Origin of the sequence: Chitinophaga varians, from assembly GCF_014529945.1 — a bacterium.
In the GTDB taxonomy this organism is placed as follows: domain Bacteria; phylum Bacteroidota; class Bacteroidia; order Chitinophagales; family Chitinophagaceae; genus Chitinophaga; species Chitinophaga varians.
On sequence record NZ_JACVFB010000007.1, the window covers coordinates 37,695 to 58,966 of the forward strand.

Genomic DNA, 21,272 nt, shown 5'->3' on the forward strand with positions numbered 1-21,272 from the left:
AATAAGTGTAAATTATTATTTCGATTGGGTGGTATCGGTGATGTGTTCAGCCAGGTTCATGTTGTTATCCGGGTTAACGGTTACGCCCGCCGACTGTGCCCCTTCCAACGACTCCCCTGTCAGTTGAAGATGTTTGATATAGGCTACCAGCGCGCCCAGTTCTTCCTGATTCCCGGGAAAGGGAGGCATGTAGGTCCTGCCGTTATGCATATTGGGAATATAGGCGGCCATAGAATTTTCATCCAGCGGTTTTCCCGGGCCATACAGCCTTTCAAACACATACACGATGGAATTGATGCCGTTGGTGGTATGACAACGGCTGCACGACAGCATAAATACATCGCGCCCGGTGCTGAGTTTATTCTCCGGCGTTACCTTGCCGGCGGTGGCGTAGGTGGCGTATTTCAGCAGGCCGTCGCGTTTAAACAGCGGATAGTCTTCTTCCCGTAATAAATTGGAATACATATACCCTCCGATGACATAAGGCTTACGGATAAATTCCCGTACCCGTTCAAAAATCCCGAGGAACCCAAAGGCGGCCACACAGGGTATCAGCACCATCCACATGCGGATAGCACGGGGCCGGATCCATGTCGCTATCCCCAGCACCGCCACCAGCGATACGGATGCCGGAATCATGTAACGCAACAAGTCGTAGTATTGGGCGAACTCCATCGTGCCTACCGCCGTGCTCATATTTTCGCGCATCGCTTCCGGCATCGCCTTGTAATAGATGATGGCAGCCACCAGGGAAACCGGCGCCCAGCACAATATCCATCGCGCACCATACTTCAGTGCCGTGTTCCGCCAGGCGGCGTTACGAGCTGTAAACAAGGTGGTCAGCAACATACCGAACACGCCGCCCAGCACCATGGCAGTGGGCGTGCGGAAAAACAGCTGCGGCAGATAAATCGGATTGGTAAAACCGCTGATCAGCGAATGGTCCGTATTCCAGTTGCCCGGGTCCATCATAAATCCCAGTATGGAAACGATAATACACATGGTGATCCAGGAGAAAACAGACAGAAACCAGCCGAAACGGATATGCCTTATTTTGGCTTTCAACGACCGGTTGCTCTGCTTCCAGATAAGGAAATATATCATGATCAATACCACCTCCGTCACAAACGTTAACCACTCCACAAACCAGGCGAAATAAAATACCCGGATAAGGCTGCCGATGGAAGAAGGACTGATCAGGCCGGCGGAAAACCAGATGCCCACGCCGGTCATCGCGCCCAACGTAGTGGTGATGATAAAGGCGACCTTCATTTTCCGATATACCAGCTCATCCCATTCTGAATTAGTAATACTGGACGTACCGGCCATCCTCACCCCTTTTTGCTCCAGCCAGGTGATATACGGAATAAATCCGACGGCCAGACCATGATTGATAAATACATGTATAATAGCGATCATCGCTATCAAAAACCGGTCATTGAGCCAGTCCAGATGAAACATTGGAAAATCCATGCAGCAATACGTTTAATACGCTGCAAAGTTAGACTGGTGGCGGGCAAAAGCGAAGAAACAGAAAAGCCGGTAGTTTAAAGAAACAAGCCGGCTTTTGCAGTTTTAATAAATAAAAGATTAGAAAAAAAATAGTGCCAATGCTGATTTTAAGGACAACAATATACAATTCCGGCACTATTGCTTACTCTAGATACGGATCAACATCAATACCAGGCAACAAAACAGCACCACCAGCGCTATTCTGTTGAGCCATATGATGGCATCGATCATAGTCCTGTTCTCCGGATCAATATATCTCGACAAAAAATGTATTCGTTTCATGGAACAATAGTTTAAAAAATGTTTTTCAGCAATGTGGTGAGGTGGTCGAACTGCAGTATGACAATCAACAATATCAACAATAATAACACCGCCTTCAGCATTCTTCTGCTGCCGTTGAATTTTCTCTCGTTGCTCTTCAGCACCTCATTGGTATCTTTCAGCATATATAGAGATTTTTATAGTGAATGATTTTTTCGAAAATTTTCCGGTGTAGTACCCACACTCCTTTTAAAAAAAGTAATAAAGTAAGACACACTTTCAAACTCCAGCTGCTTGGCGATATCTGCAATCGGGAGTACCGTATAGTGCAATAGCCGCTGGGCTTCAATAGTGATCCGCTTTCTGATTAATTCGCCGGTGGATACGCCGTGGTATTTTCCGCATAGCTTATTCAGGTAATTGGTCGTGATATTTAATCTGGAAGCATAGAACGCAGGTGTTTTGTGTGCCACAAAATGCTCGTCCAGCAATGCTCTGAACTGTTTAATCTTTTCTTCATATGTGTTTTTCTTCATCAGCGGCACCACATGAGAAAACTCGCGGTCCAGCTTACACAACATAATATTCAGAAAAGATCGCAGCACACTGTCAGCCCCTTTCTGTTGCCTGGCATATTCGCCTTTCATAAAAGCGGACAGCTGTTCCCACTCCTTTGCTTTTTCTTCCGTCAGCCTCACATAACTGCCATATTCCCTTTCCAGGAAAGTGAAGTTGGACAGCGCGTTATTGTTATACCTGATAGAGAAAAAGTTTTCTGTAAAACAGAGCATGGTACCCCTGGCCTTCCGGTTTATTTCCAGGCTGAATATGCTGCCGGGATGGATACAGATAATCTTGGGATGGTCCAGCCGCAGGCTATTGCCGTCTATCACAGCCGTACCCTGTGCGCTTTCTATGATCATCAATACATAGAAACGCCTTTTGTTAGGAAACTCCAACAGGGGGAATTTCTCCAACAGATGCTCCAGATCACCTACCCAGCAATGATCACTACCTGCCTGAAACATGCCAACGGACAAAACAGCGATTTCTTCTGTTTTCATAAGCACATACAAGATTGGTAACGTTAAATGGGCGTTTAGTCGTGATCGTTAGCAGACCGGAGGCTTGAATACCTCGTGTAGGTGAGACGTGGGGAAATAGGGAGAGAGATACCTACCGGAAGGCCGCTGATCGTCGGCCTGCATGCCGATGTCCGGCGTAGATACCGGTTCAAAGAACAGCAGTACCTCTTTGTGTTTCAATTCGGGCGCCCGATTCTGTTGATGCTCATTTTCCGTGAGTTTCTGCTCCAGGTAACAGATCCCGCGGCACACCGGTATCTGCTCAAACCGGTTTACGCACAGCTCGTTGGCGATACGGTTCCTGTTCAGGTAAAACGCCGCTATAATCCAGCAGTTACCTGTACTTTGGATCAGTATGATACTCAGCAGCCATATGGTCAGTATGTTCCTCAACGTTTTTGGGAGTCTTCCTTTAACAGGATCTGAATGTCGTTGATCAAATGTTGCATCGCTTCTTTATCCGTACCATTATAAACGCCGCGGATATGCCGTTGCGTGTCGATCAGGAAGAAGCCGCCGCTGTGTATGTAATTGGTGGCGTCCGCACTGTCTTTAGCTACGGCTGCATAGTACCCCTTTTCTGCGAGGTGAAAAATCGTATCCTGGTCGCCGGTGACGAACCGCCATTTGTCATCGGTGATATGCAGGCTGTTGGCATAAGCTTTCAGCCGGGGAATGGTGTCATGCTTCGGATCAATGCTGTGAGACAGGAAATTCACCCTGTTTTCATTTTTAAAATGATGATACAGCTGCAGCATGTTATCGTTCATGGTGGGGCAGATGGTAGGGCATGACAGAAAGATAAAGTCGGCTACATATATTTTCCCGTTGAATGTTTTTGGCGTAACGGTGAGGCTGTCCTGGTCGGTCAGCGAAAAAGCCGGTATCACCGGGTAGGCGGAGTCATACACCGTATGACCGTCCCGGAAGTGTTTGGTCACCGTTGGCTCCCCCAGATAAGGCAGTTTTTTTTCTGTATGCTGGCAGGCACTCATCATCAGGATGCATAGCAGCATGAACATAACAACTCTCATACGCACGACATATATTTTTTACACTACTATAACAGGGCGAATGATCGCCGACGCTGCAAAGTTATATGCAATGCCACAAAAGTATTACAATTAGAGCGGACAATAATTTAGAATAAAGTGACTACCGGATAATTTCAGATAAGATATCCTACAAAGGCAGTCAGCCGGGATTGGCTGACTGCCTTTCTTTTTACTGAATGGCGTATATGCGGTAAATTATTTTTCCCGGCGCGGCAAAGCGGCCTACCCCAACGGCCACCGTATGATTTAGCCAGGCATACTGCGGAGCGCTGGTTTCAAAAACCGGTGTCGACCGGAAGTAATAATCCGCCGGCGACAGTTCATGCCCTTTTCCGGCCTGTAGCAACGCAGCGCTTTTGCCGCTGCCATAGTTGTATCCGGAATAGGCCATATAAATAAGCGCGCCGTCGGTGGTTTTGATAGTCGCCCGCGCATCCATTTTAAAGGTGGCAGAATCCAGTGCCAGCCCCCATTCTCCGCTGCATCCCAGTATCGCCCCGTTGATGTTGTCTCCTTTTACCACGCCTTCTCTAAAAGGAAAAATCAGTCGTGTTCCCTTTAGCACCGGCCCTACCGCCTGCGGCGGGTCGAGATTGATTTCCAGGTCAAATAAAAATGTAGATTTCAGTTCCTGCGCAGATAACTGCAAACAAGTGAAGCTTAATATGATAAAAAAGATGCCTTTTTTCATGTTGATCAGGGTTTGATATTTAATTCGTTTTAACGGGTGCTTTCTCAAAAAAGTTATTCACCTCTCCGATAGCCGTCCGGGTACATCTCATGATAATATCCTGCAGATCGGTGCCCTCCGCATGAAGCGGGTCGATTGCTTTGACAAGTTGGGTCCTTAAGTCAAACAGTTCCGATCTGTTAAACTTCTTCGATCCCTTTACCAGGTCCAGTTTCATGCGTTGCTCCTGCTGGTCCTGTTTGGGGTTGAAGATACCATTGAGCTGACTGCATTGGTCGCAGACGCCATTTTTATTGACCAGGGCGCACCGGTGATCAAACACTTCCGTCATCGTTTCCCTGGAATCGTTCAGCAGGTGTTTCACCACCCCTTCCGTTTTATCCAGGATAAGACAGATTTCCTTCACCGGAAAATCATAGATATCCTTCAGGATCAGGGCCACCTGATTTTCGATGGACAAGGTTTTGGAGATGCAGGTAAAACAAAAATCGATATGTTCTTTCATCTCATAGGCTCCGGCGTTGAAGGTGCTGTGCACAATCCGGAACGATTGGGCGATCTCCGCTGAGCCGATGGCCAGACTGGCGCCCTGGTCCTGCGCATCGAGCGGCCATCTTTTCAACCGCTTCAAATGGTCATAGGCCAGGTTGGTGGCTATTTTAAACACCCACGTTTTGAGCGACGACGCCTGGTGGAAGGTGGAAATTTTATCAAAAGCTTTGATAAAGGTATCATGTGTGAGGTCATCCACATCATTGCGGTCGGTCACCAAACGATAGAGATAGGATTTCAGCTGGTTTTGAAATTCGGCAAACAGGAGTTGAAACGATGTAATATCCCCTGCCAGGGCTTTCCGGAGGAAGGCTTCTTTTTCCATGGTAACAGTTTAAGGCTTCTATAATACATTTATTTTTCCGCAATCAAAATCGACGATGTGGCTGTTGAAAGGCGCACCATTCTCCGATACCAGGAAAGCAGCCGTTTCGCCCAGCTGTTTGAGGGTAGGGCCCGATTTCAGCAGATCGAACCGCGTGTAGTTCCCGGCCATTTCCTCCCGTGGGATACCGGCTAATGCGGAAAAGTCGCGGATCATTTCCCGGATCTTGCTGGTCTCCATCAGCGCGCCGGAGCAGATGCAGATGGCTTTGATGCCATGTTGGCCAAATTCGGCCGCCATGACGCGGGTCAGGCCCTCTATGGCCGCACAGGCGGCAGCAAATCCCGCCATATTGGCCGTCTTGGTCTTCGCCATGGAAGCGTTGAACAGCAGGATGGTGCCGGCCGATCCGGATTCGATCATGTACTTCGCGGCCACCCGTGAGGTCAGGAACTGTGATCCGCAGATCCGCTGCAAAGGATTCATAAATTGTTCGAAAGTGGCGACGGTAGTAGGCGTACCACTGCCCGCATCTTTATAGTAGCTGCCGATACCGTTAAATACCATGTCCAGTCTCCCGTTATCCGCCACCACCTTTTGTAAATAGGCGTCGATGGCAGCTTCGTTCAGCGCATCTACCTGACCGGCTTCTGCGCGGCCGCCGCTGGCAACGATTTCTTCGGCCCGTAACCTGGCCGCATCCAGGTTACGGGCGGTCACGTATACGATTGCCCCATGTTGGGCGAACGCGCGGGCAACGGCCCCTGCCACTTCCCCGGATGCCGCAAATACCACGGCTACTTTGTCTTTTAAACTGCTCATATTGTGTCGCTTTTTTATTTGGACGATTGAGCGGCACAAAACGATCGGGTTTTGGAGAAATTTTTTTAAAAACAGCTATAACTGCCTGACTATAAAGCTCTCCACTATATATTAAGATGTTATTAGCATTTTAATTAAAAAAGGATACTTACCTTTAACCATATGTTACGGACAATCTTTTTAGTGGGCGTTTTCATGTCGGCTATGGCTGCAAAAGCGCAGACAGCGCCGGCTTTCGGTGACGGACATCGCATGGAGCCGGCTTTCGGCTACCCGCAACGGGTCAGCGACACCGGCCATGTTCACAAAAAATGGTTTACGACCAAATATGCGGGCATCTCCACCGGCTTTATCGCCTTTAACGGCGGGAGCAGTTCCTTTATGTCGGTGCCTTTAGGGTTGCAGCTCAACCGTCAACTGACCAACAACCTGTTTGCCTTTGGCGGCGTATCAGTGACACCGTATGTTTTCCGTTACAACAATGTGCCGTATCAACCTGCGATCAATAAGAATAGTGGCTTCATGCAAACGAGTAACGTTGCCGCCTATTCAGATGCGAAAGTAGGCATCATGTATATCAGCAATGACAGGACCTTCTCCATTTCCGGCAGCATTGGCGTAGGCAGAGGCACCTACCAGGGCTATTCTCCGTTTTATGCCCCGATGTACGCCCCGGTGCGATAACCGGGAAAAACACGCCGGCCATGTTTAACTATCAGTTTGCCAAACCGCAGCACCAGCTATTAACACCTTATGTTGAGTACTTCGTTCAACTGGATGGCACCGGTGTATTGTTCAAATCTATCCATTCCCGGCTGAGTACTTCTTTCCTGATGGATTTTGATCAGGGCACTTTTTACGATGGACAGTCCATGAAAACGGGACTGCTCAACGTGAAAGACAAGATGGTCCAATTCAGCCCTGTTGATAGTCATTCCGCTCCCGCAGATAAATTTTTCGTCAGCTTCACCCCTTATGGATTAAGTATGTTCACCAGGCTGCCCATGCAGGAATTAAGCAGCGGCACGGTGTCCGGGGAAGATATTTTCGGCAGCAGCTTTCACCGGTTGTATGAGCAACTGCAACCGGAGCCTTTTGCCGCGCGGGTCAGTTTGTTTGAAGCGTTTCTATTGCAGCGGTTTACTGCACCACATGCTTCCCATCAGCTTATTGTTGACCTGGCAGATGGTATTAAAAATAACATCGGCAGCTCTCCATTCGGGCAGCTACAGGCGCTGCCATTAAGTGAACGTCAGATAGAACGAAACTTCAAGCGGTATATCGGCATCAGCATGAGCCGCTTTCTTCGCATTTCCCGTTTTGAATGGGCCAAACAACTCATTGCCAACCAGCCTTCCCTGCGGCTGACAGACGTTGCGCATCTGGCGGGGTACTTCGACCAGTCCCATTTTATTGCCGATTTTAAACGGCTGACCGGTGTCAGTCCCAAAAACTTCCAGGTGTGTTGTTCCTCCCATCAGAGAATGTCGGTATGATACAATTCCAAACCAGGTAGCGGTGATAGTTTTGCCTGTAAACACCATTTGATTTATGCAAAACAGGAATCGCATTTTAGTAGTGGGCGCCACTGGCCAGCAGGGCGGCGCTGTGGCCCGTGTCTTATTAACAGCAGGATGGACGGTACGCGGACTTACCCGCGACACCACCAGTACCGCTGCACAGGAACTCACCGCCCTGGGAGCGGAAATGGTAAAAGGAGATCTGGCCGACCCGGCCTCCATTGATGAGGCCATGGAAGACGTATATGGTGTCTTTAACGTACATCCGGGGCCGTTAGCCATGGACCAGGACGAAGTACAGGCCGGAAAAAATATCGCCGATGCAGCGAAGGCGCACCGAGTGGCCCACCTGGTATATAGTTCCGCTATTGGTGTAGACCAGGCAGCGCTAACCGGGATGCAAACTGAAAAAGCCATCGTAGAAAAGTATATTCAGGCGACAGGCATCTCCTATACTATATTGCGGCCCGCTTCTTTTATGGAAAACTTCCTCCACCCAAAATTCGGACTACAGGGTACTTCATTTACCACCGCAGCGCTACCTACTACCCAAATGCAGCTGATTGCGCTGGAGGATATCGGCAAACTGGCGGCCATGGCCTTCCGGCAGCCCGAAGTATTTAATCAGAAAATCATCGAACTGTCGGGCGATACCTTAACTCCCGTGCAAATGGCAGCGGCCATGAGCAAAACCACTGGCCTGCCCATCACCTATGAGCTGCTTCCCATGGAAACACTCCGGCAACTCAATCCCCGATTCGCCAGAGGCTACGAACTCCTCAACTCCGGCAAAACCACCAAAGCAGACGAAGCAAGCCTGCGCAACCTCCATCCGGACCTGCTGACGTTTGAAGCATGGCTGAAGAAGACAGGCGCGAAAAGAATCACGAATTAAGTATTATTAAATAAAAAGCAGCGCGCCCGGTGTAGTACCGGGCGCGCTGCTTTATGTTATCTTTATCAGGCTGCGTTACTTTGAATTGAAACTATCAATGAGCCAATCGTTATTGACTTTTACCAGTTTGTAGATCAACGCATAGTGATGAATACCTTTGAAGCGCAACGTAACGGTGGCCGCGTTGCCGGTTATCACCGGGGTTGTTTTTTGCAGGACGGCTAATATTTCTTTATTCTCCGGTGGGTCCTGACTAAGCGTATATTCGTCGCAGTCCCTGCCACTGGCGTATCCGTCTTTTGCAATGTCCTTCTCCATTTGCTGGTAATATTTTTCTTTTTCCAACAGATAAGCGGGAGAAAACAGTCCGGTATTTTTGAGATTGTTTAAATACACCCTGATATATGGCTTATTCAATTTCAGGATATCCATGCCATCCACCTCTTTGAAGCATTGGTCTTCTTTATTGATCAGACTTTTAGGATTGTCCAGTAAGGTAAATAGTTTTTTCACAGTCAAAGCAGGACCGCTTTGTTGCGCGGATAAAGGATGGAAAGCAAACAATGTGACCAGCATGGTGGCACAAAGAATAGATAGTTTCATGTTTATATTTATTGTTTTAGCATTCGACTGCCAAATATAGGAACATGGAACACATTACGCCATTTATATCTTGTAAATAAACACTTCCATTAAAACAATTTCACAAACAAGAAATACCACCAAAGTGCTATTTTAGCCCTTTTAAAAATCACGTACTTCGTTAATACCGTTACAACAAGATTGCATGCGCCTCCATGCCACTATTTTCATATGCCCTTTAAAATAACCTGGTGATTAATCCGACTAAACCCGTTTAATCCCTGCTTTTCTTATTCAATTACTAGTTATGTTAACACATGTTTTCCCTCTACATCCTACCCAGAAGGATATTTATGTAGACCAACTAATGCATCCTGAAAGTCCTCATTACACCCTGTCAGGATACCTCAAATTAAAAGGCCCGCTGAATAAAGCAAGATTTGCCCAGGCTGTCAGCACGGTGATTTCCGGCAATGATATTTTCCGTATGAGCTTTGACCTGGGAAGCCCGCAGCCCGAAGGATATCTAAGCAGCACCTCCCCTGAAATCCCTTTGCAGGCAATAGACCACAGCCACCTCGACAACGCGGAAGCCTATACGCTGGAATGGATGCAGCAGCAATGCAACACCACCTTTCCGCTAAAAAAAGACCATCCCCTGTTCGAACATTATCTGATAAAAATTACCGAAGAAGAACACTGGTACCAGTTTAGGTATCATCACCTTATTATCGATGGCAGCGGATATCAGCTTTTCTTACAGGCTATAGCACGGCAGTACAGGCAACCTGATAGCACGCACGCCTACCCTTCTTACGCAAAAGAAATTGAAGCCTACTCCCCTTTTTATCAGAGTGGCGCTTACCGGCAGCAACTTCACTACTGGGAAGACAAACTTAAAAACAAGCCGCCGAAGATATTCAATTACACCTATCCTCACCATCACGACTACGGGAAAACCAGTAGTCTCTTTACCCTGCCATTAACTCCTTCGGAGAGGACATCGCTGGAACAATTGGCGCAAACCTGTGGATACAGCTTACAGAAAATCACGGTGGCCGCCGTGGTCCTCTACTTCGCGCATATCACCGGGCATACAGCACTCCTGCTAGGCGTAGTCCGCCACCGGCGACTGACACCGCAGCAGCGCTGCACCATGGGCATGTATTCCGGCATCGTTCCATTCATCGGCCAATACAGCCCCGACGAAACTGTCCTCGATCTCCTGCATAAAATTGATGCCGCACAAAAGGAAGATTATCCTCATCAACAGGCATCCCTGAATGACCTCAGCCGGATGCTGAAAGACAAACAGACCGACAGCGCCCTGTTTGAAGTACTTGTCAACTATGTACTGCTTGACCTCCAGCTCGATTTCGATGAAAGTATCTCCACTTCCTTCCATCAGATATGGACGGAATACGAAAGGAGGCCGCTGCGCATATATTGGCAGGACTATGGCAGGCATCAACCGTTGCAGCTGAACATTCTCCATCAGCTGACACATATCCAAAAAGCGGAAGCGGTCTTATTGTCCAGGCGTATACTCCATATCATTTCACAGTTCGCCGACAACCTGCCTCGTCCTGTCAGTGAAATTGATATCATACCGGCCGATGAAAAACTGCTGCTCCTGCCATCTTCCCGTCCGCTGGCAGATTGCCATAGCAACAAAACCATCTGGTCTATTTTTGAGCAGCAGGCAGCCCGCACGCCCGACCACATCGCCATCACCTGTAACGACCACTCGCTTACCTATAACGCACTATTCACACGCGCCCGGCAGCTGGGATATTATCTGAGCAGCAAAGGTGTCGGAAAAGATGTACTGGTGCCTGTTTGCATAGAACGGTCCACTGAAATGATCGTGGCGCTCCTCGGCATATTAAGTGCAGGCGGGGCCTATGTGCCCATAGACCCTGAATACCCGGAAGAACGTATCCGGTTTATGCTGGAAGATACAGCTGCCCCTATCGTGATCACATCCGTAGAAAGCCAGCCAGCGTTACAGACAATATATCACGGAGAAACCGTGATATTAAGTGATCAGTCGGATTTCTCCGCTGCGGGGATAACAGCGCCCCCGGCTGCCATCCAGCCGCATGATGCGGCCTACGTGATTTATACGTCGGGCTCCACAGGAAAGCCCAAAGGCGTGATCATAGAACACCGCAATGTCGTTAGTCTGTTTGACGCCATGCCGGGATATTACGACTTCCATGAGAAAGACGTATGGACGATGTTCCATTCCTATTGCTTTGATTTTTCCGTATGGGAAATGTATGGCGCCCTGTTCTACGGCGGCCGCCTGGTCATAGTACCTAAGCACCTCACCAGAGATACCACTGCCTTTGCGGCGCTGCTGAAAAGAGAGCAGGTAACCGTGCTGAATCAAACTCCTGCCGCATTCTATGTGCTGCAGGAAGCAGTCGCCACCAACGACGCCTATAACGATCTTTCGGTACGTTACGTTACCTTCGGCGGAGAAGCGCTTAATCCTGCCAGGCTGCAATCCTGGAACAGGAAATTTCCTGACTGTAGCCTGATCAACATGTACGGCATTACCGAAACGACTGTCCATGTTACCTATCAGCCTATCACCCGGGAACACCTCCACAGCACCGGCAGCATCATAGGCCGGCCCATTCCATCGCTGGGCGCTTATATACTGGATGCCCGCCAACAGCTGCAGCCCATAGGCGTACCTGGGGAACTGTATATCTCCGGTGCCGGCCTGGCAAGAGGATATCTGAACCGCGATGAGCTAACAGCGGAAAGATTTATTGCCAACCCTTTCGATGCCGATACAAGCCCGCGTTTATACAGGACCGGCGATCTTGCGCGATGGCTGCCGGACGGCACCATGGAATATCTTGGCCGCATAGATAATCAGGTAAAAATACGCGGCTTCCGGATAGAATTAGGAGAGATAGAAAATGTGCTGCATCGCTCCGACGCCGTGAAACAGGCGGCTGTTTTTGTCAAATCAAATCGTATTAATACATCGGAAGAGAAACAACTGGCCGCCTGCATCGTACCCAACGGGGAATTCAACAGAGAAGCCATCATCCGCCACCTGCGTGCATGGCTTCCCGATTATATGGTGCCGTTATTGCTCACGCCTGTCAGCGAAATACCCCTGACAAAAAACGGCAAAGTGGATAAAGCGGCGCTTTCTGCACTGGATACTGTCATCCGCCACCATACGGAAAGAACTGGCCCTCAAAATGCCCGGGAACGGCAACTGGCGCATATCTGGGAGCAGGTACTGGGTGTAAATAATATCAGCAGAAATGATAATTTCTTTGAACTGGGAGGCGACTCCATCCGGTTGATCAAAGTCGTCAGCAGCATAAAAAAGGCCTTCGATAGAGAACTACAGGCCGCCGACGTATATAAGGCCGCCACCATCGCAGATTTATCGCAGCTGATCGGAGAAATGCCGGCAAATACCCATGATGCTTCCAGAACGGCTATCATGGCCGAAATAACCAGGCAAAAAAATTCATTGCTCTCTGCTCTTCCCGATGTGGACAACATTGAAGATATCTTCCCGATGAGCGACATACAGGCCGGGATGATCTATGCTTCGCTGCGCGCGCCGGAAGACGCCATCTATCACGACCAGTTCTCTTCCCGCATGCCGCTGAACACGGACCTCCGGAGACTTGAAAAGGTGCTTTCTCAGGTCAGCGCCAGGCACGGTATACTGAGGACCGCCTTCAGTCTTGATGCCCATACAGAAAACATGCAGATCGTGTACAAGTCCGTACCGATACAACTGCCCGTACTGGATTGGAGCCATCTGGAAAACGACAACGAGCTGATAGCGGAGTACCTGAAAAAAGAACGCACCATTCCTTTCCATTATGCTCAGGCCCCACTCTGGCGCACCACCGTGATAAAACTGAAAACACACTGCGTATTCGTTCTTCAGATGCATCACGCGATATTGGACGGATGGAGCGTTGCCAGTCTTAATACGGAAATCAACAACCGCTATACGTCTTCCTCTACGGAGGCACTGCCCGCGCTGAAAGCTACCTACAAAGATTATGTTATCGAAAACATACTCGAAAAAAACAACGCACAGGCAAAAGCCTTCTGGACGCAGGAAATGAACGGCTACAAGCACCTCGATATTTTCACCACTGAAAAAGTTAGTCACCGCTTCCTCAAAAAATACGAGTCCGGCATACTGGATGCGGTAAAACTGCAAGCGCAAAAAGAAGGTGTCGCCGTCAGCACGCTTTTCCTGGGCGCATTTTACTATGCGCTCAGTATGCTGACACATGAAGAAGAACTGACGCTGGGCCTGGTGACCAGCAACAGGCCTCTCCTGGAAGATGCGGAGCAGATGCTGGGTTGCTTTCTCAATACGATTCCTTTAAGATGCTACGCTTCCGGCAGGGCTACCTGGCGCGACCTGATGCGCGGCCTGGAACAGCAGCAACTCACGATCAGGGCCTATGATCGCCTGCCCCTGGCGGAGATAGCAAAGTTGCACCCGAATCACAACACGGATGGGAATCCCTTCTTTGATGTGCTGTTCAACTTTATCAACTTCCATGTGTACGATCAGTTACATGAACGCCTCCTGCAGGGCACCGTCAACGATCCCGGAACGATGACCTTCGGCAGCTTCGCGGTAGCCAATACGTATTTAGACTGTACCGTCAGCATCACCGGCGATGTGCTCACCATCCTGCTGTGCCAGTCCTACCAACTGAAGTCAGGAAAAACGCTGGAGGATTTTTCCGCATACCTCGATCAGATACTGCAACAAATGCTGCATCATTATGATGACCCAATAGACAGAACGGCCATTCTATCCCCGTATGAACTGGATAGGTGCTTCACTCCGATGAACAACATAACAGCGGAGCAACCCCTATTCAATACCATTCCGGACACTTTTGAAAAACAGGTATCCTTACAACCCGATGCCCCGGCGCTTATCGGCAACAGCAGGATGACCTATGCCGAACTGAATGCACGGGCCAATCAGCTGGCGTATTACCTGAAAGCGCAGGGAGTAACAAAAGATACTCCCGTTCCCGTTTGCATAAACAGGTCCGCCGATCTGATCATTGCCATACTGGGCATCCTGAAAGCCGGTGGCGCCTACCTTCCGCTGGACCCGGCCTATCCTAAAGAGCGCATTGCCCGTATGCTGGAAGATATCACCTATCAGGCGGCCATTACGATGAGCAGTGATACCCACCTGTCAGATACATCAGCAAAGGTGATCTGTCTGGACACGCTCAGAGACACGCTTTCAACGCTTCCGGCAGATGATCTGCAACAGGATATCCATCCGGAAGACCTGGCCTATGTCATGTTCACCTCCGGTTCTACCGGTCGCCCCAAAGGCGTGATGGTGACACACGGCAACGTGGTGAGCCTGACCTATCAATGCGACTTTGCCCGACTTACGGCCAACGATGTTTTACTGACCACCAGCGCGCTCTCGTTTGACGGCACCACGCTGGATTTCTGGGGCATGCTGCTAAATGGAGGGCAGCTGGTGCTTTGCAGCGACGAACAGCTGCTGGACAACGAGCTCCTGAAAAAGGCAATCAGGCAACATCAGGTCACCAAAATATGGTTCACATCAGGATGGCTAAACCAACTGATAGATACAGATATCAGCATCTTCCAATCGCTGCACATGGTTATCGCCGGCGGCGAAAAGCTATCGGCAACACATATACGAAAGCTACGCCAGGCCTATCCCGACCTTGACATCATCAATGGGTACGGACCAACCGAGAACACCACCGGGTCATTGAACTATCGCATCGGGCCGGAGGTATCAGATGATATCCCTATCGGTCGCCCGATGAAATACCGGACCGCCTATGTACTGGATAAGCAGCAACGACTGCTGCCGGTGGGCGTCACCGGCGAACTGTATGTAGGCGGAGCAGGGCTTGCACGCGGCTATTACAACAACCCCGGCCTTACTGCTGAGCGTTTTATCGCGCACCCTTTCGTAGCCGGAGAGCGATTGTACCAAACCGGCGACCTTGCCTGCTTTGGAGAAGATGGCCAGGTAGCCTTCAGGGGAAGAGCAGATGACCAGGTAAAAGTGCGTGGCTACCGCATAGAGCCGGGAGAAATAGAGCATATGATCTTAAAAAGCGCGTTGGTGGAAAGGGCCGTCATCATCGTTAAGAAAGACACCACGGGCAACGGGCAGCTGATAGCTTATGTAGTACCACTCGGTACCTTCGACAAAAAAGCACTGCTGCAATTCCTGACAGCCCACCTGCCGGAATATATGGTGCCGGCAGCCATACATCCGATGAGCGCCCTGCCGCTGACACCCAATGGCAAAGTAGACAAACAGGCCTTACCTGACTTCGGGGTCACTGCCGAAATTGAGCATGTAGCGCCGGACACCGCAACAGAAAAGGCGATCGCCGCTATCTGGCAGCAACTGCTGAACACAAACGCCGTTGGTAAATATGATAATTTCTTCCAACTAGGCGGGCACTCCCTGCTGGTCATCAGACTACGGGCACATATTAAGATGGCGCTACATGTCAGCATACCTGTTGGTAAACTGTTCCACTACAGAACGTTGGACAGACTTTCAGCCTACATTGATGAACTACAGCAAAGTACCGATGACAACGTGATCACACCGTTTGACCGCAGCCATCCGATGGAGGTGCCGTTATCTTTCGGTCAGGAAGAGCTGTGGCTGATAGACCGGGAGATAGGCACCGCCCACTATCACATGCCCTTTATTTTCCACCTTCGGGGAGATGTTAACAAAGAAGCCCTGACACAGGCGTTCCGTACACTGGTAGACAGGCACGAACCGCTGCGTACGGTGATCAGGACACGGCCTGCTGACGCAAAAGGCGGTCAATACTTCCTTACTGCCAACAACTGGAAACTGGCCTTCACCGATCTCTCGTTTCAGCAGGACGAAGCAGCTATTCAGTCCTACCTGCAATCATGGCTGGCCTCCCCGTTTGATCTATCGAAGGATTACATGCTGAAAGCCCACCTGATAACAACCGGTGCCGATGAACATCTATTGATGATGCTCCTGCATCATATTGCTGCCGATGGCTGGTCACTGGCCATACTCATGAAAGAGTTCACACAGCTTTACCATGCCTATTGCCACCATGAAAAAATCCCGCTGCCGCCTCTCCCCTTGCAGTTTGCTGACTATGCGTTGTGGCAGCGCCGGCAGATAGCATCCGGTATCCTCACTCCAAAGCTCCGGTACTGGACCACTAAACTGGAAGGATACACGCCCTGGTTGCTGCCATCAGATTATGAACGGCCTTTACAGGAAAGCAACAGGGGACGCATGTTACACTTCCACGCCGACCATACATTGACGGCCGCGCTGCATGCACTGGCGCAGCGCCATGACAGTACCCTGTTCATGACATTGCTCGCTGCCTTCAACATTACATTGCATCAATTCAGCGGTAAAGATGATATCTGTGTGGCCACCGCTGTGGCCGGCCGTACAACGCGGGAAATGGAAGACCTCATCGGATTTTTCTCCAACAACCTGTTGCCGCTCCGCAGCAGCCTCGCCGGTAATCCTTCCTTTACTGCATTACTGCAACAGGTCAGGCAGACCGCCATAGAGGCCTACGAAGCACAGGAGGTGCCACTGGAGATGATCATGGAAGCCCTGGCGGATGAATGGGGCATACAAGACAGATATCTCTATCAGGCGATTTTCATTTTACAGAATACACCTGAATTACCGCCATTGCAGCTGGATAACGTCACTATGAAAGAAGTGAAGAAGACACATGAAACCAGTCAGTACGAACTGAATGTGTCCGTAAGAGAAAAGCCAGACGGGCTATTGTTTTCAGTGGAATTCAATACAGACATTTTCAGGCAGGAAACGATAACAAAGCTGTTCAGGAAATATTTGATTTTATTGAATAATATTATAGCGTCCCCTGAACAGAAAATTCAGTTGCTGCTACCAGCTGATGAATGGAATACGGTAGGTCAGCACGAGCCGTTGTAACATAAGTTGACCGCCCAAAAAAGGAAGGCTTGTAAGTGACACTTACAAGCCGTTCTTTTTTCTTTATCAAAAATCTCTTTTAGAACAAATCGATGGAAGGCCAATAGCCAATGCTGTTTTTGATGGTCCACATGAGGGCGTCCATATCACCGCCGATGTTGCCGGCGCGTGTGTTTACCAGCACCGACCAGCAAAATCCGTCATTGGTGCGCACCATCAGGGCTTGTTCACCGGGCAGCGATCCGTTATGCCAGTAGTTGGGCACTTTATTGACGGCCCAGCCTTTGGCATAGCCTGCATTGGTGGTGCTGGGCGTATACATCAGGCCGAGTGTTGCCGGCTGTAAAATATCCGGTTTGGTGGTAAAGTCATCAACACGAACGAGGAAGCGGACCAGGTCCATCGGTGTAGCGATCCACGCACCATGTGCATCCATGCGGGAGATCTTCATATTGTAGGGGTTTTCACCACCCTGTCCATAATACTTTACCTCATTGGTTTTTCTGTCGGCCTCTGTATCGCCGCCTATTTCCATATTGCTGATGCCTGCGGGAGCCAGTATCTGGCTTTTTACGTAGCTGTCGTAGTTTTGGCCTGATAATTTTTCAATGACGCGGCCCAGCACACAGAAGCCAAAGTTGGAATAATGGTATTCTGTTCCCGGTGTTTTCTGCAGCGGTTGATCGTCCAGCACTTTAGAAATTAAATCTGCCTTGTTTAAGTTAGTGTAGTTAAACATGGGATCGAAGCCCAGGTCTGCTGCCCAGCCGCCACAGTTGTGATTCAGGAAATTCTGGACGGTGATTTTATCCACGTCTTTTTTATAGGGCTGTGTGCCGTAGGTGGTTCCCAGCAGAGCGCCGGAACCGAATACCTTATCGGTCATCTCCAGTTTATGCTGCTCATATAATTTCATGATGGCTGTTGCCGTAATAGGTTTGGTGACGCTGGCGATGCGGAAGCGATGGCGTGGCGCCACGGCTTCACCGGTTTCTTTATTGGCGTAGCCATAAGTTTTCACCAGCACCAGATGGCCGTCTTTGGCAATGGCAAACGATAGACCCGGCACGTTGTAGTCGTTCATAAATTTGGCGATGGCGGCGTCTACTTTCTGCATATCGGTCTGGCGATAGGTGTCTTTGGCATCCCATATGGCCGTATAAGTATCCTTACCGTTGACATTGGTGCCGCTTACCCATACAGGCCGGTAGCCCTGGTAAAAGAGCCGGTCAAATTCGTCCTGGTATTGCTGGCTGTTTAACCCGCTGCGTGCCTGCCAGGCCGTGGTACCTGTTTTTTCCCATACCGCGGCATAACGTCCGGCGCTGTTCTCGCTTACGATGGTGAGGCGGTACCCCTGCCCTACCCATTTGTTAAATTCGTTTTGAAAGTCACTGGCGGAGAGCCCATGGCGGGCCTGCCACGCCGGACCATTGGTGATTTTATCGAAGATAACGGTATATAAATCCTGACCATTTACCGTATAGGCGCTGATGTCAGTGGGCCGATAGCCCTGCTGCGTCCATTTATTGAATTCAGTTTGGTAGTCACTTGCCGTGAGGCCATGACGGGCCACCCAGGCGGGACTATTCACCCTTTTTTCAAATAAGGCAGCATACCGGGCCTGTCCGCCATCGGTATAGCCGCATACCCGCACAGGGCGGTACCCTTGCTGTACCCACTTGTTAACCTCCGTTTGATAGTCGGCAGCAGACAGCCCATGACGCGCTACCCAGGCAGGTGCATTGTTTTGTTTTTCAAAAATCACGGAAAAGCGGCCATCGTAGGCGCTGAGATTGACAGGCCTGTAGCCCTGCTGCACCCATCTATTAACTTCAGTTTGGTAATCCGCGGCGGACAACCCATGACGTGCAACCCAGGACTGCGCAGCCAGCACATTAAAAAAGAAAACAGCGCAGACAATGAAAACGAATGATAAACGTGACACTTTCATTTTAACAGATTTGATTGTGGTGATAATTTGAGGATACAAAACACAGCTGCAGTGCAGAAATTGGGGTATATCATCGATTTATTGATTGGTGAGATGTAGGCATCTCAGGAACTATTTAAAAAAAGATGCATGAATATAGGAAATATTTTTTACTGTCCAAAAGACAAGAGGCATGTAAGCTGACTTACAAGCCTCTTCCCGTATCCGTACGATTTAGCAGTTATGACTCTTTCCACTTTGTGATATACAGCGCGCGGTGGTCCCAATTATCCTTGGTGGAGGTACCAAACACATATATTTCCCCGGAAGCATTGACAAAAATACGTTCTCCCCGACTGCCGGCTGTCGGAAAGGTGTAATTCCAGACATGATGTCCCCGTTCATTTACTTTCAGGATGTAAGCCCTCGTATAGTTGTAGCTGGTGGCCTGGGTATTACCGGTAATATAATACTGGTCGTCCTTTCCCATGCAAATACCCGATGGGTATAATCCATGTTCAGGATGCACATACTTATACTCCCACAATAGATTTCCATTGGCCTTATCAAATTGGGACAACCAGATTCCTGTCTTCCCCGCCTCCACATTATTATATCCCAGAACGGAGAAGTTGCCTGAGGGAGTTGCCACTACATTGACCGGCAGATCATAATAACCAAACTGACCGTAAGAGGTTTCCCACCGCAGTTCATTGTTTTTGTTAAAACAATGAAGCCTTGCGTTGCCCTTGGAAATCCCGGACCCGGGAGGATAATAATAGTAATACTGATAGGAAATCAGAAAACCGGAGTCTGGGGCTGTCGCTGTATTGAAAACAGATAATCCATTAACAAACCGCTCATAATAAGCACCGCCGGGATGGGAGAGCTGATTACCATTCAGGTCGTACCAGCAGTCTGTCAGTGTAGGATTTGCGGGATCAGGCGTATACCCTGAGACCGTCCTCAGCGTCACTTTAATCACATCGTCCTTCAGTAACTGGAACCGGACAAATTCCTGCATCAGCATAATATCCAGTTTCCTTTCCCATAGCAGGTTCCCATTGAGGTCTACCTTCGTGATCGCTACGCTGGGAGCATAGAAATGGGTATAATTGGCCGCCAGCAGGTAGCCGTCCTTTACTTTCATCACGCCGGCCGCCGTCCATGGTTCCTGTTCATGGTATTGTTTGTCCCACAGTATTTTGCCGGTGGTATCTATTTTAATGAGCCTGGGCCATGATTTGGAGCTGCCATAGGTATTTGCCAGCACCACAAAGGCGTTGTCCTCCGTTGGCAGCACCTGCAAAGTCTCTACCCCGCTTATATCGCTGTATTCCTTTTCCCAGATTTTCGCCAGCGCGCCGGTGGTGATTTTTTCTGTTTTGCTTTCATAAATTATCATTTGCGAACTATCATTGGGAAACGGACTGTCACTGACGACGATAAAAGCCTTGCAATAAAAAGTTTTTCCTTGCCCCACTGCGTTTAATGAAGCACTGAAGGCGGCCGGCGTGGATAAGAGCCGGCGATTATTCATGGTTAACTCCGGCGTACCCCCCCAGTAAAAGCCACAGGAGCGCACTTTAGCCGTGTCAATCCCCATGAAGGAGGCCTGAATAGTAATGTTATCGAAGTCCTGCACCAAAACGGTACTGATCCGTATTCTCGTTGTGTCTGTCAGGTCTTTGTGTTTCGGGGGGTCCGACTTCTGACAGGAGAACAGGGCGAGAACGGAAATCATCAACGCCCACAATGGAAGTTTCATGGCATAAGGATTTTGGGCGCCGAAGATAACGGATTTTTATAGTCTCCCCGGATGATCTAACCACCCCAACATCACCTGTTCCATAAAGTATCTGTCACCAGCAAATCAAATATACACCCAGAAATATATATAAGACATTGACCTAAAGATCAAAACATGAATATCGTCCTATCTCTAGTCAGCCTGTTTTTTATTTTAACATTTTTGTCTAACAAAAATGAATATTTAATTACACCTTTGTCTTCATAGAC

General features: G+C 49.2%; 16 protein-coding genes. 4 read left to right on the forward strand and 12 right to left on the reverse strand.

The genetic code is table 11. The annotated features are described in order from the left end of the window. Window positions 1-15: 15 nt before the first annotated feature. The 9 genes from ICL55_RS28980 to ICL55_RS29015 all read right to left on the reverse strand — a co-directional run bounded on the left by ICL55_RS28980 (window position 16) and on the right by ICL55_RS29015 (window position 6,303). Window positions 16-1,473, reverse strand: coding sequence for a c-type cytochrome (locus ICL55_RS28980; protein WP_188104260.1), 1,458 nt, complete (start codon window positions 1,471-1,473; stop codon window positions 16-18). A gap of 186 nt (window positions 1,474-1,659) precedes the next feature. Further along, complete coding sequence (locus ICL55_RS35480) at window positions 1,660-1,794, reverse strand: hypothetical protein (protein ID WP_281392632.1); 135 nt, start codon at window positions 1,792-1,794, stop codon at window positions 1,660-1,662. An 11-nt stretch (window positions 1,795-1,805) separates the two neighbouring features. Further along, window positions 1,806-1,958 carry a hypothetical protein gene (locus tag ICL55_RS28985; RefSeq protein ID WP_188104262.1) on the reverse strand — a complete coding sequence of 51 codons (153 nt, stop codon included), beginning with the start codon at window positions 1,956-1,958 and terminating at the stop codon, window positions 1,806-1,808. 12 nt (window positions 1,959-1,970) lie between these two features. After that, window positions 1,971-2,837, reverse strand: a complete 867-nt coding sequence (locus ICL55_RS28990) for a helix-turn-helix domain-containing protein (RefSeq protein WP_188104265.1) — start codon at window positions 2,835-2,837, stop codon at window positions 1,971-1,973. 48 nt (window positions 2,838-2,885) lie between these two features. Further along, a complete protein-coding gene (locus ICL55_RS28995) occupies window positions 2,886-3,251 on the reverse strand; it encodes a hypothetical protein (protein WP_188104267.1) in 366 nt (121 codons plus the stop codon). Continuing rightward, on the reverse strand, window positions 3,248-3,892 hold the full coding sequence (locus tag ICL55_RS29000) for an SCO family protein (protein WP_223151633.1): 645 nt from the start codon (window positions 3,890-3,892) through the stop codon (window positions 3,248-3,250). The genes ICL55_RS28995 and ICL55_RS29000 overlap by 4 nt, the downstream gene beginning before the upstream one ends. Before the next feature lie 190 nt (window positions 3,893-4,082). Continuing rightward, window positions 4,083-4,604 (reverse strand): DUF3237 domain-containing protein, encoded by a 522-nt coding sequence (locus ICL55_RS29005; RefSeq protein ID WP_188104269.1) that lies wholly within the window; start codon window positions 4,602-4,604, stop codon window positions 4,083-4,085. Window positions 4,605-4,623: 19 nt separating this feature from the next. Then, entirely contained in the window at window positions 4,624-5,481 is an 858-nt protein-coding gene (locus tag ICL55_RS29010; protein WP_188104271.1) for an RNA polymerase sigma factor, read from the reverse strand. A gap of 18 nt (window positions 5,482-5,499) precedes the next feature. After that, a complete protein-coding gene (locus tag ICL55_RS29015; RefSeq protein ID WP_188104273.1) occupies window positions 5,500-6,303 on the reverse strand; it encodes an SDR family NAD(P)-dependent oxidoreductase in 804 nt (267 codons plus the stop codon). Window positions 6,304-6,465: 162 nt separating this feature from the next. Here ICL55_RS29015 and ICL55_RS29020 point away from each other — a divergent pair, with 162 nt between their 5' ends. Genes ICL55_RS29020 through ICL55_RS29030 form a run of 3 tightly spaced genes read left to right on the forward strand, consistent with a single transcriptional unit; the run spans window position 6,466 to window position 8,718 of the window. After that, window positions 6,466-6,987 (forward strand): hypothetical protein, encoded by a 522-nt coding sequence (locus ICL55_RS29020; RefSeq protein WP_188104275.1) that lies wholly within the window; start codon window positions 6,466-6,468, stop codon window positions 6,985-6,987. Between the two features lie 20 nt (window positions 6,988-7,007). Beyond that, on the forward strand, window positions 7,008-7,799 hold the full coding sequence (locus ICL55_RS29025) for a helix-turn-helix domain-containing protein (protein WP_188104278.1): 792 nt from the start codon (window positions 7,008-7,010) through the stop codon (window positions 7,797-7,799). Window positions 7,800-7,854: 55 nt separating this feature from the next. Beyond that, window positions 7,855-8,718, forward strand: a complete 864-nt coding sequence (locus tag ICL55_RS29030; protein ID WP_188104280.1) for an NmrA/HSCARG family protein — start codon at window positions 7,855-7,857, stop codon at window positions 8,716-8,718. Between the two features lie 75 nt (window positions 8,719-8,793). On the opposite strand, the gene ICL55_RS29035 is transcribed toward ICL55_RS29030, so the two are convergent. Next, a complete protein-coding gene (locus ICL55_RS29035) occupies window positions 8,794-9,321 on the reverse strand; it encodes a hypothetical protein (RefSeq protein WP_188104282.1) in 528 nt (175 codons plus the stop codon). Between the two features lie 286 nt (window positions 9,322-9,607). On the opposite strand from ICL55_RS29035, the gene ICL55_RS29040 reads away from it, so the two are divergent. Beyond that, on the forward strand, window positions 9,608-17,320 hold the full coding sequence (locus tag ICL55_RS29040; RefSeq protein ID WP_188104284.1) for an amino acid adenylation domain-containing protein: 7,713 nt from the start codon (window positions 9,608-9,610) through the stop codon (window positions 17,318-17,320). A gap of 79 nt (window positions 17,321-17,399) precedes the next feature. On the opposite strand, the gene ICL55_RS29045 is transcribed toward ICL55_RS29040, so the two are convergent. Continuing rightward, on the reverse strand, window positions 17,400-19,274 hold the full coding sequence (locus ICL55_RS29045) for a serine hydrolase (RefSeq protein WP_188104287.1): 1,875 nt from the start codon (window positions 19,272-19,274) through the stop codon (window positions 17,400-17,402). Between the two features lie 220 nt (window positions 19,275-19,494). Next, complete coding sequence (locus ICL55_RS29050; protein ID WP_188104289.1) at window positions 19,495-21,021, reverse strand: hypothetical protein; 1,527 nt, start codon at window positions 21,019-21,021, stop codon at window positions 19,495-19,497. Between the last annotated feature and the right edge of the window lie 251 nt (window positions 21,022-21,272).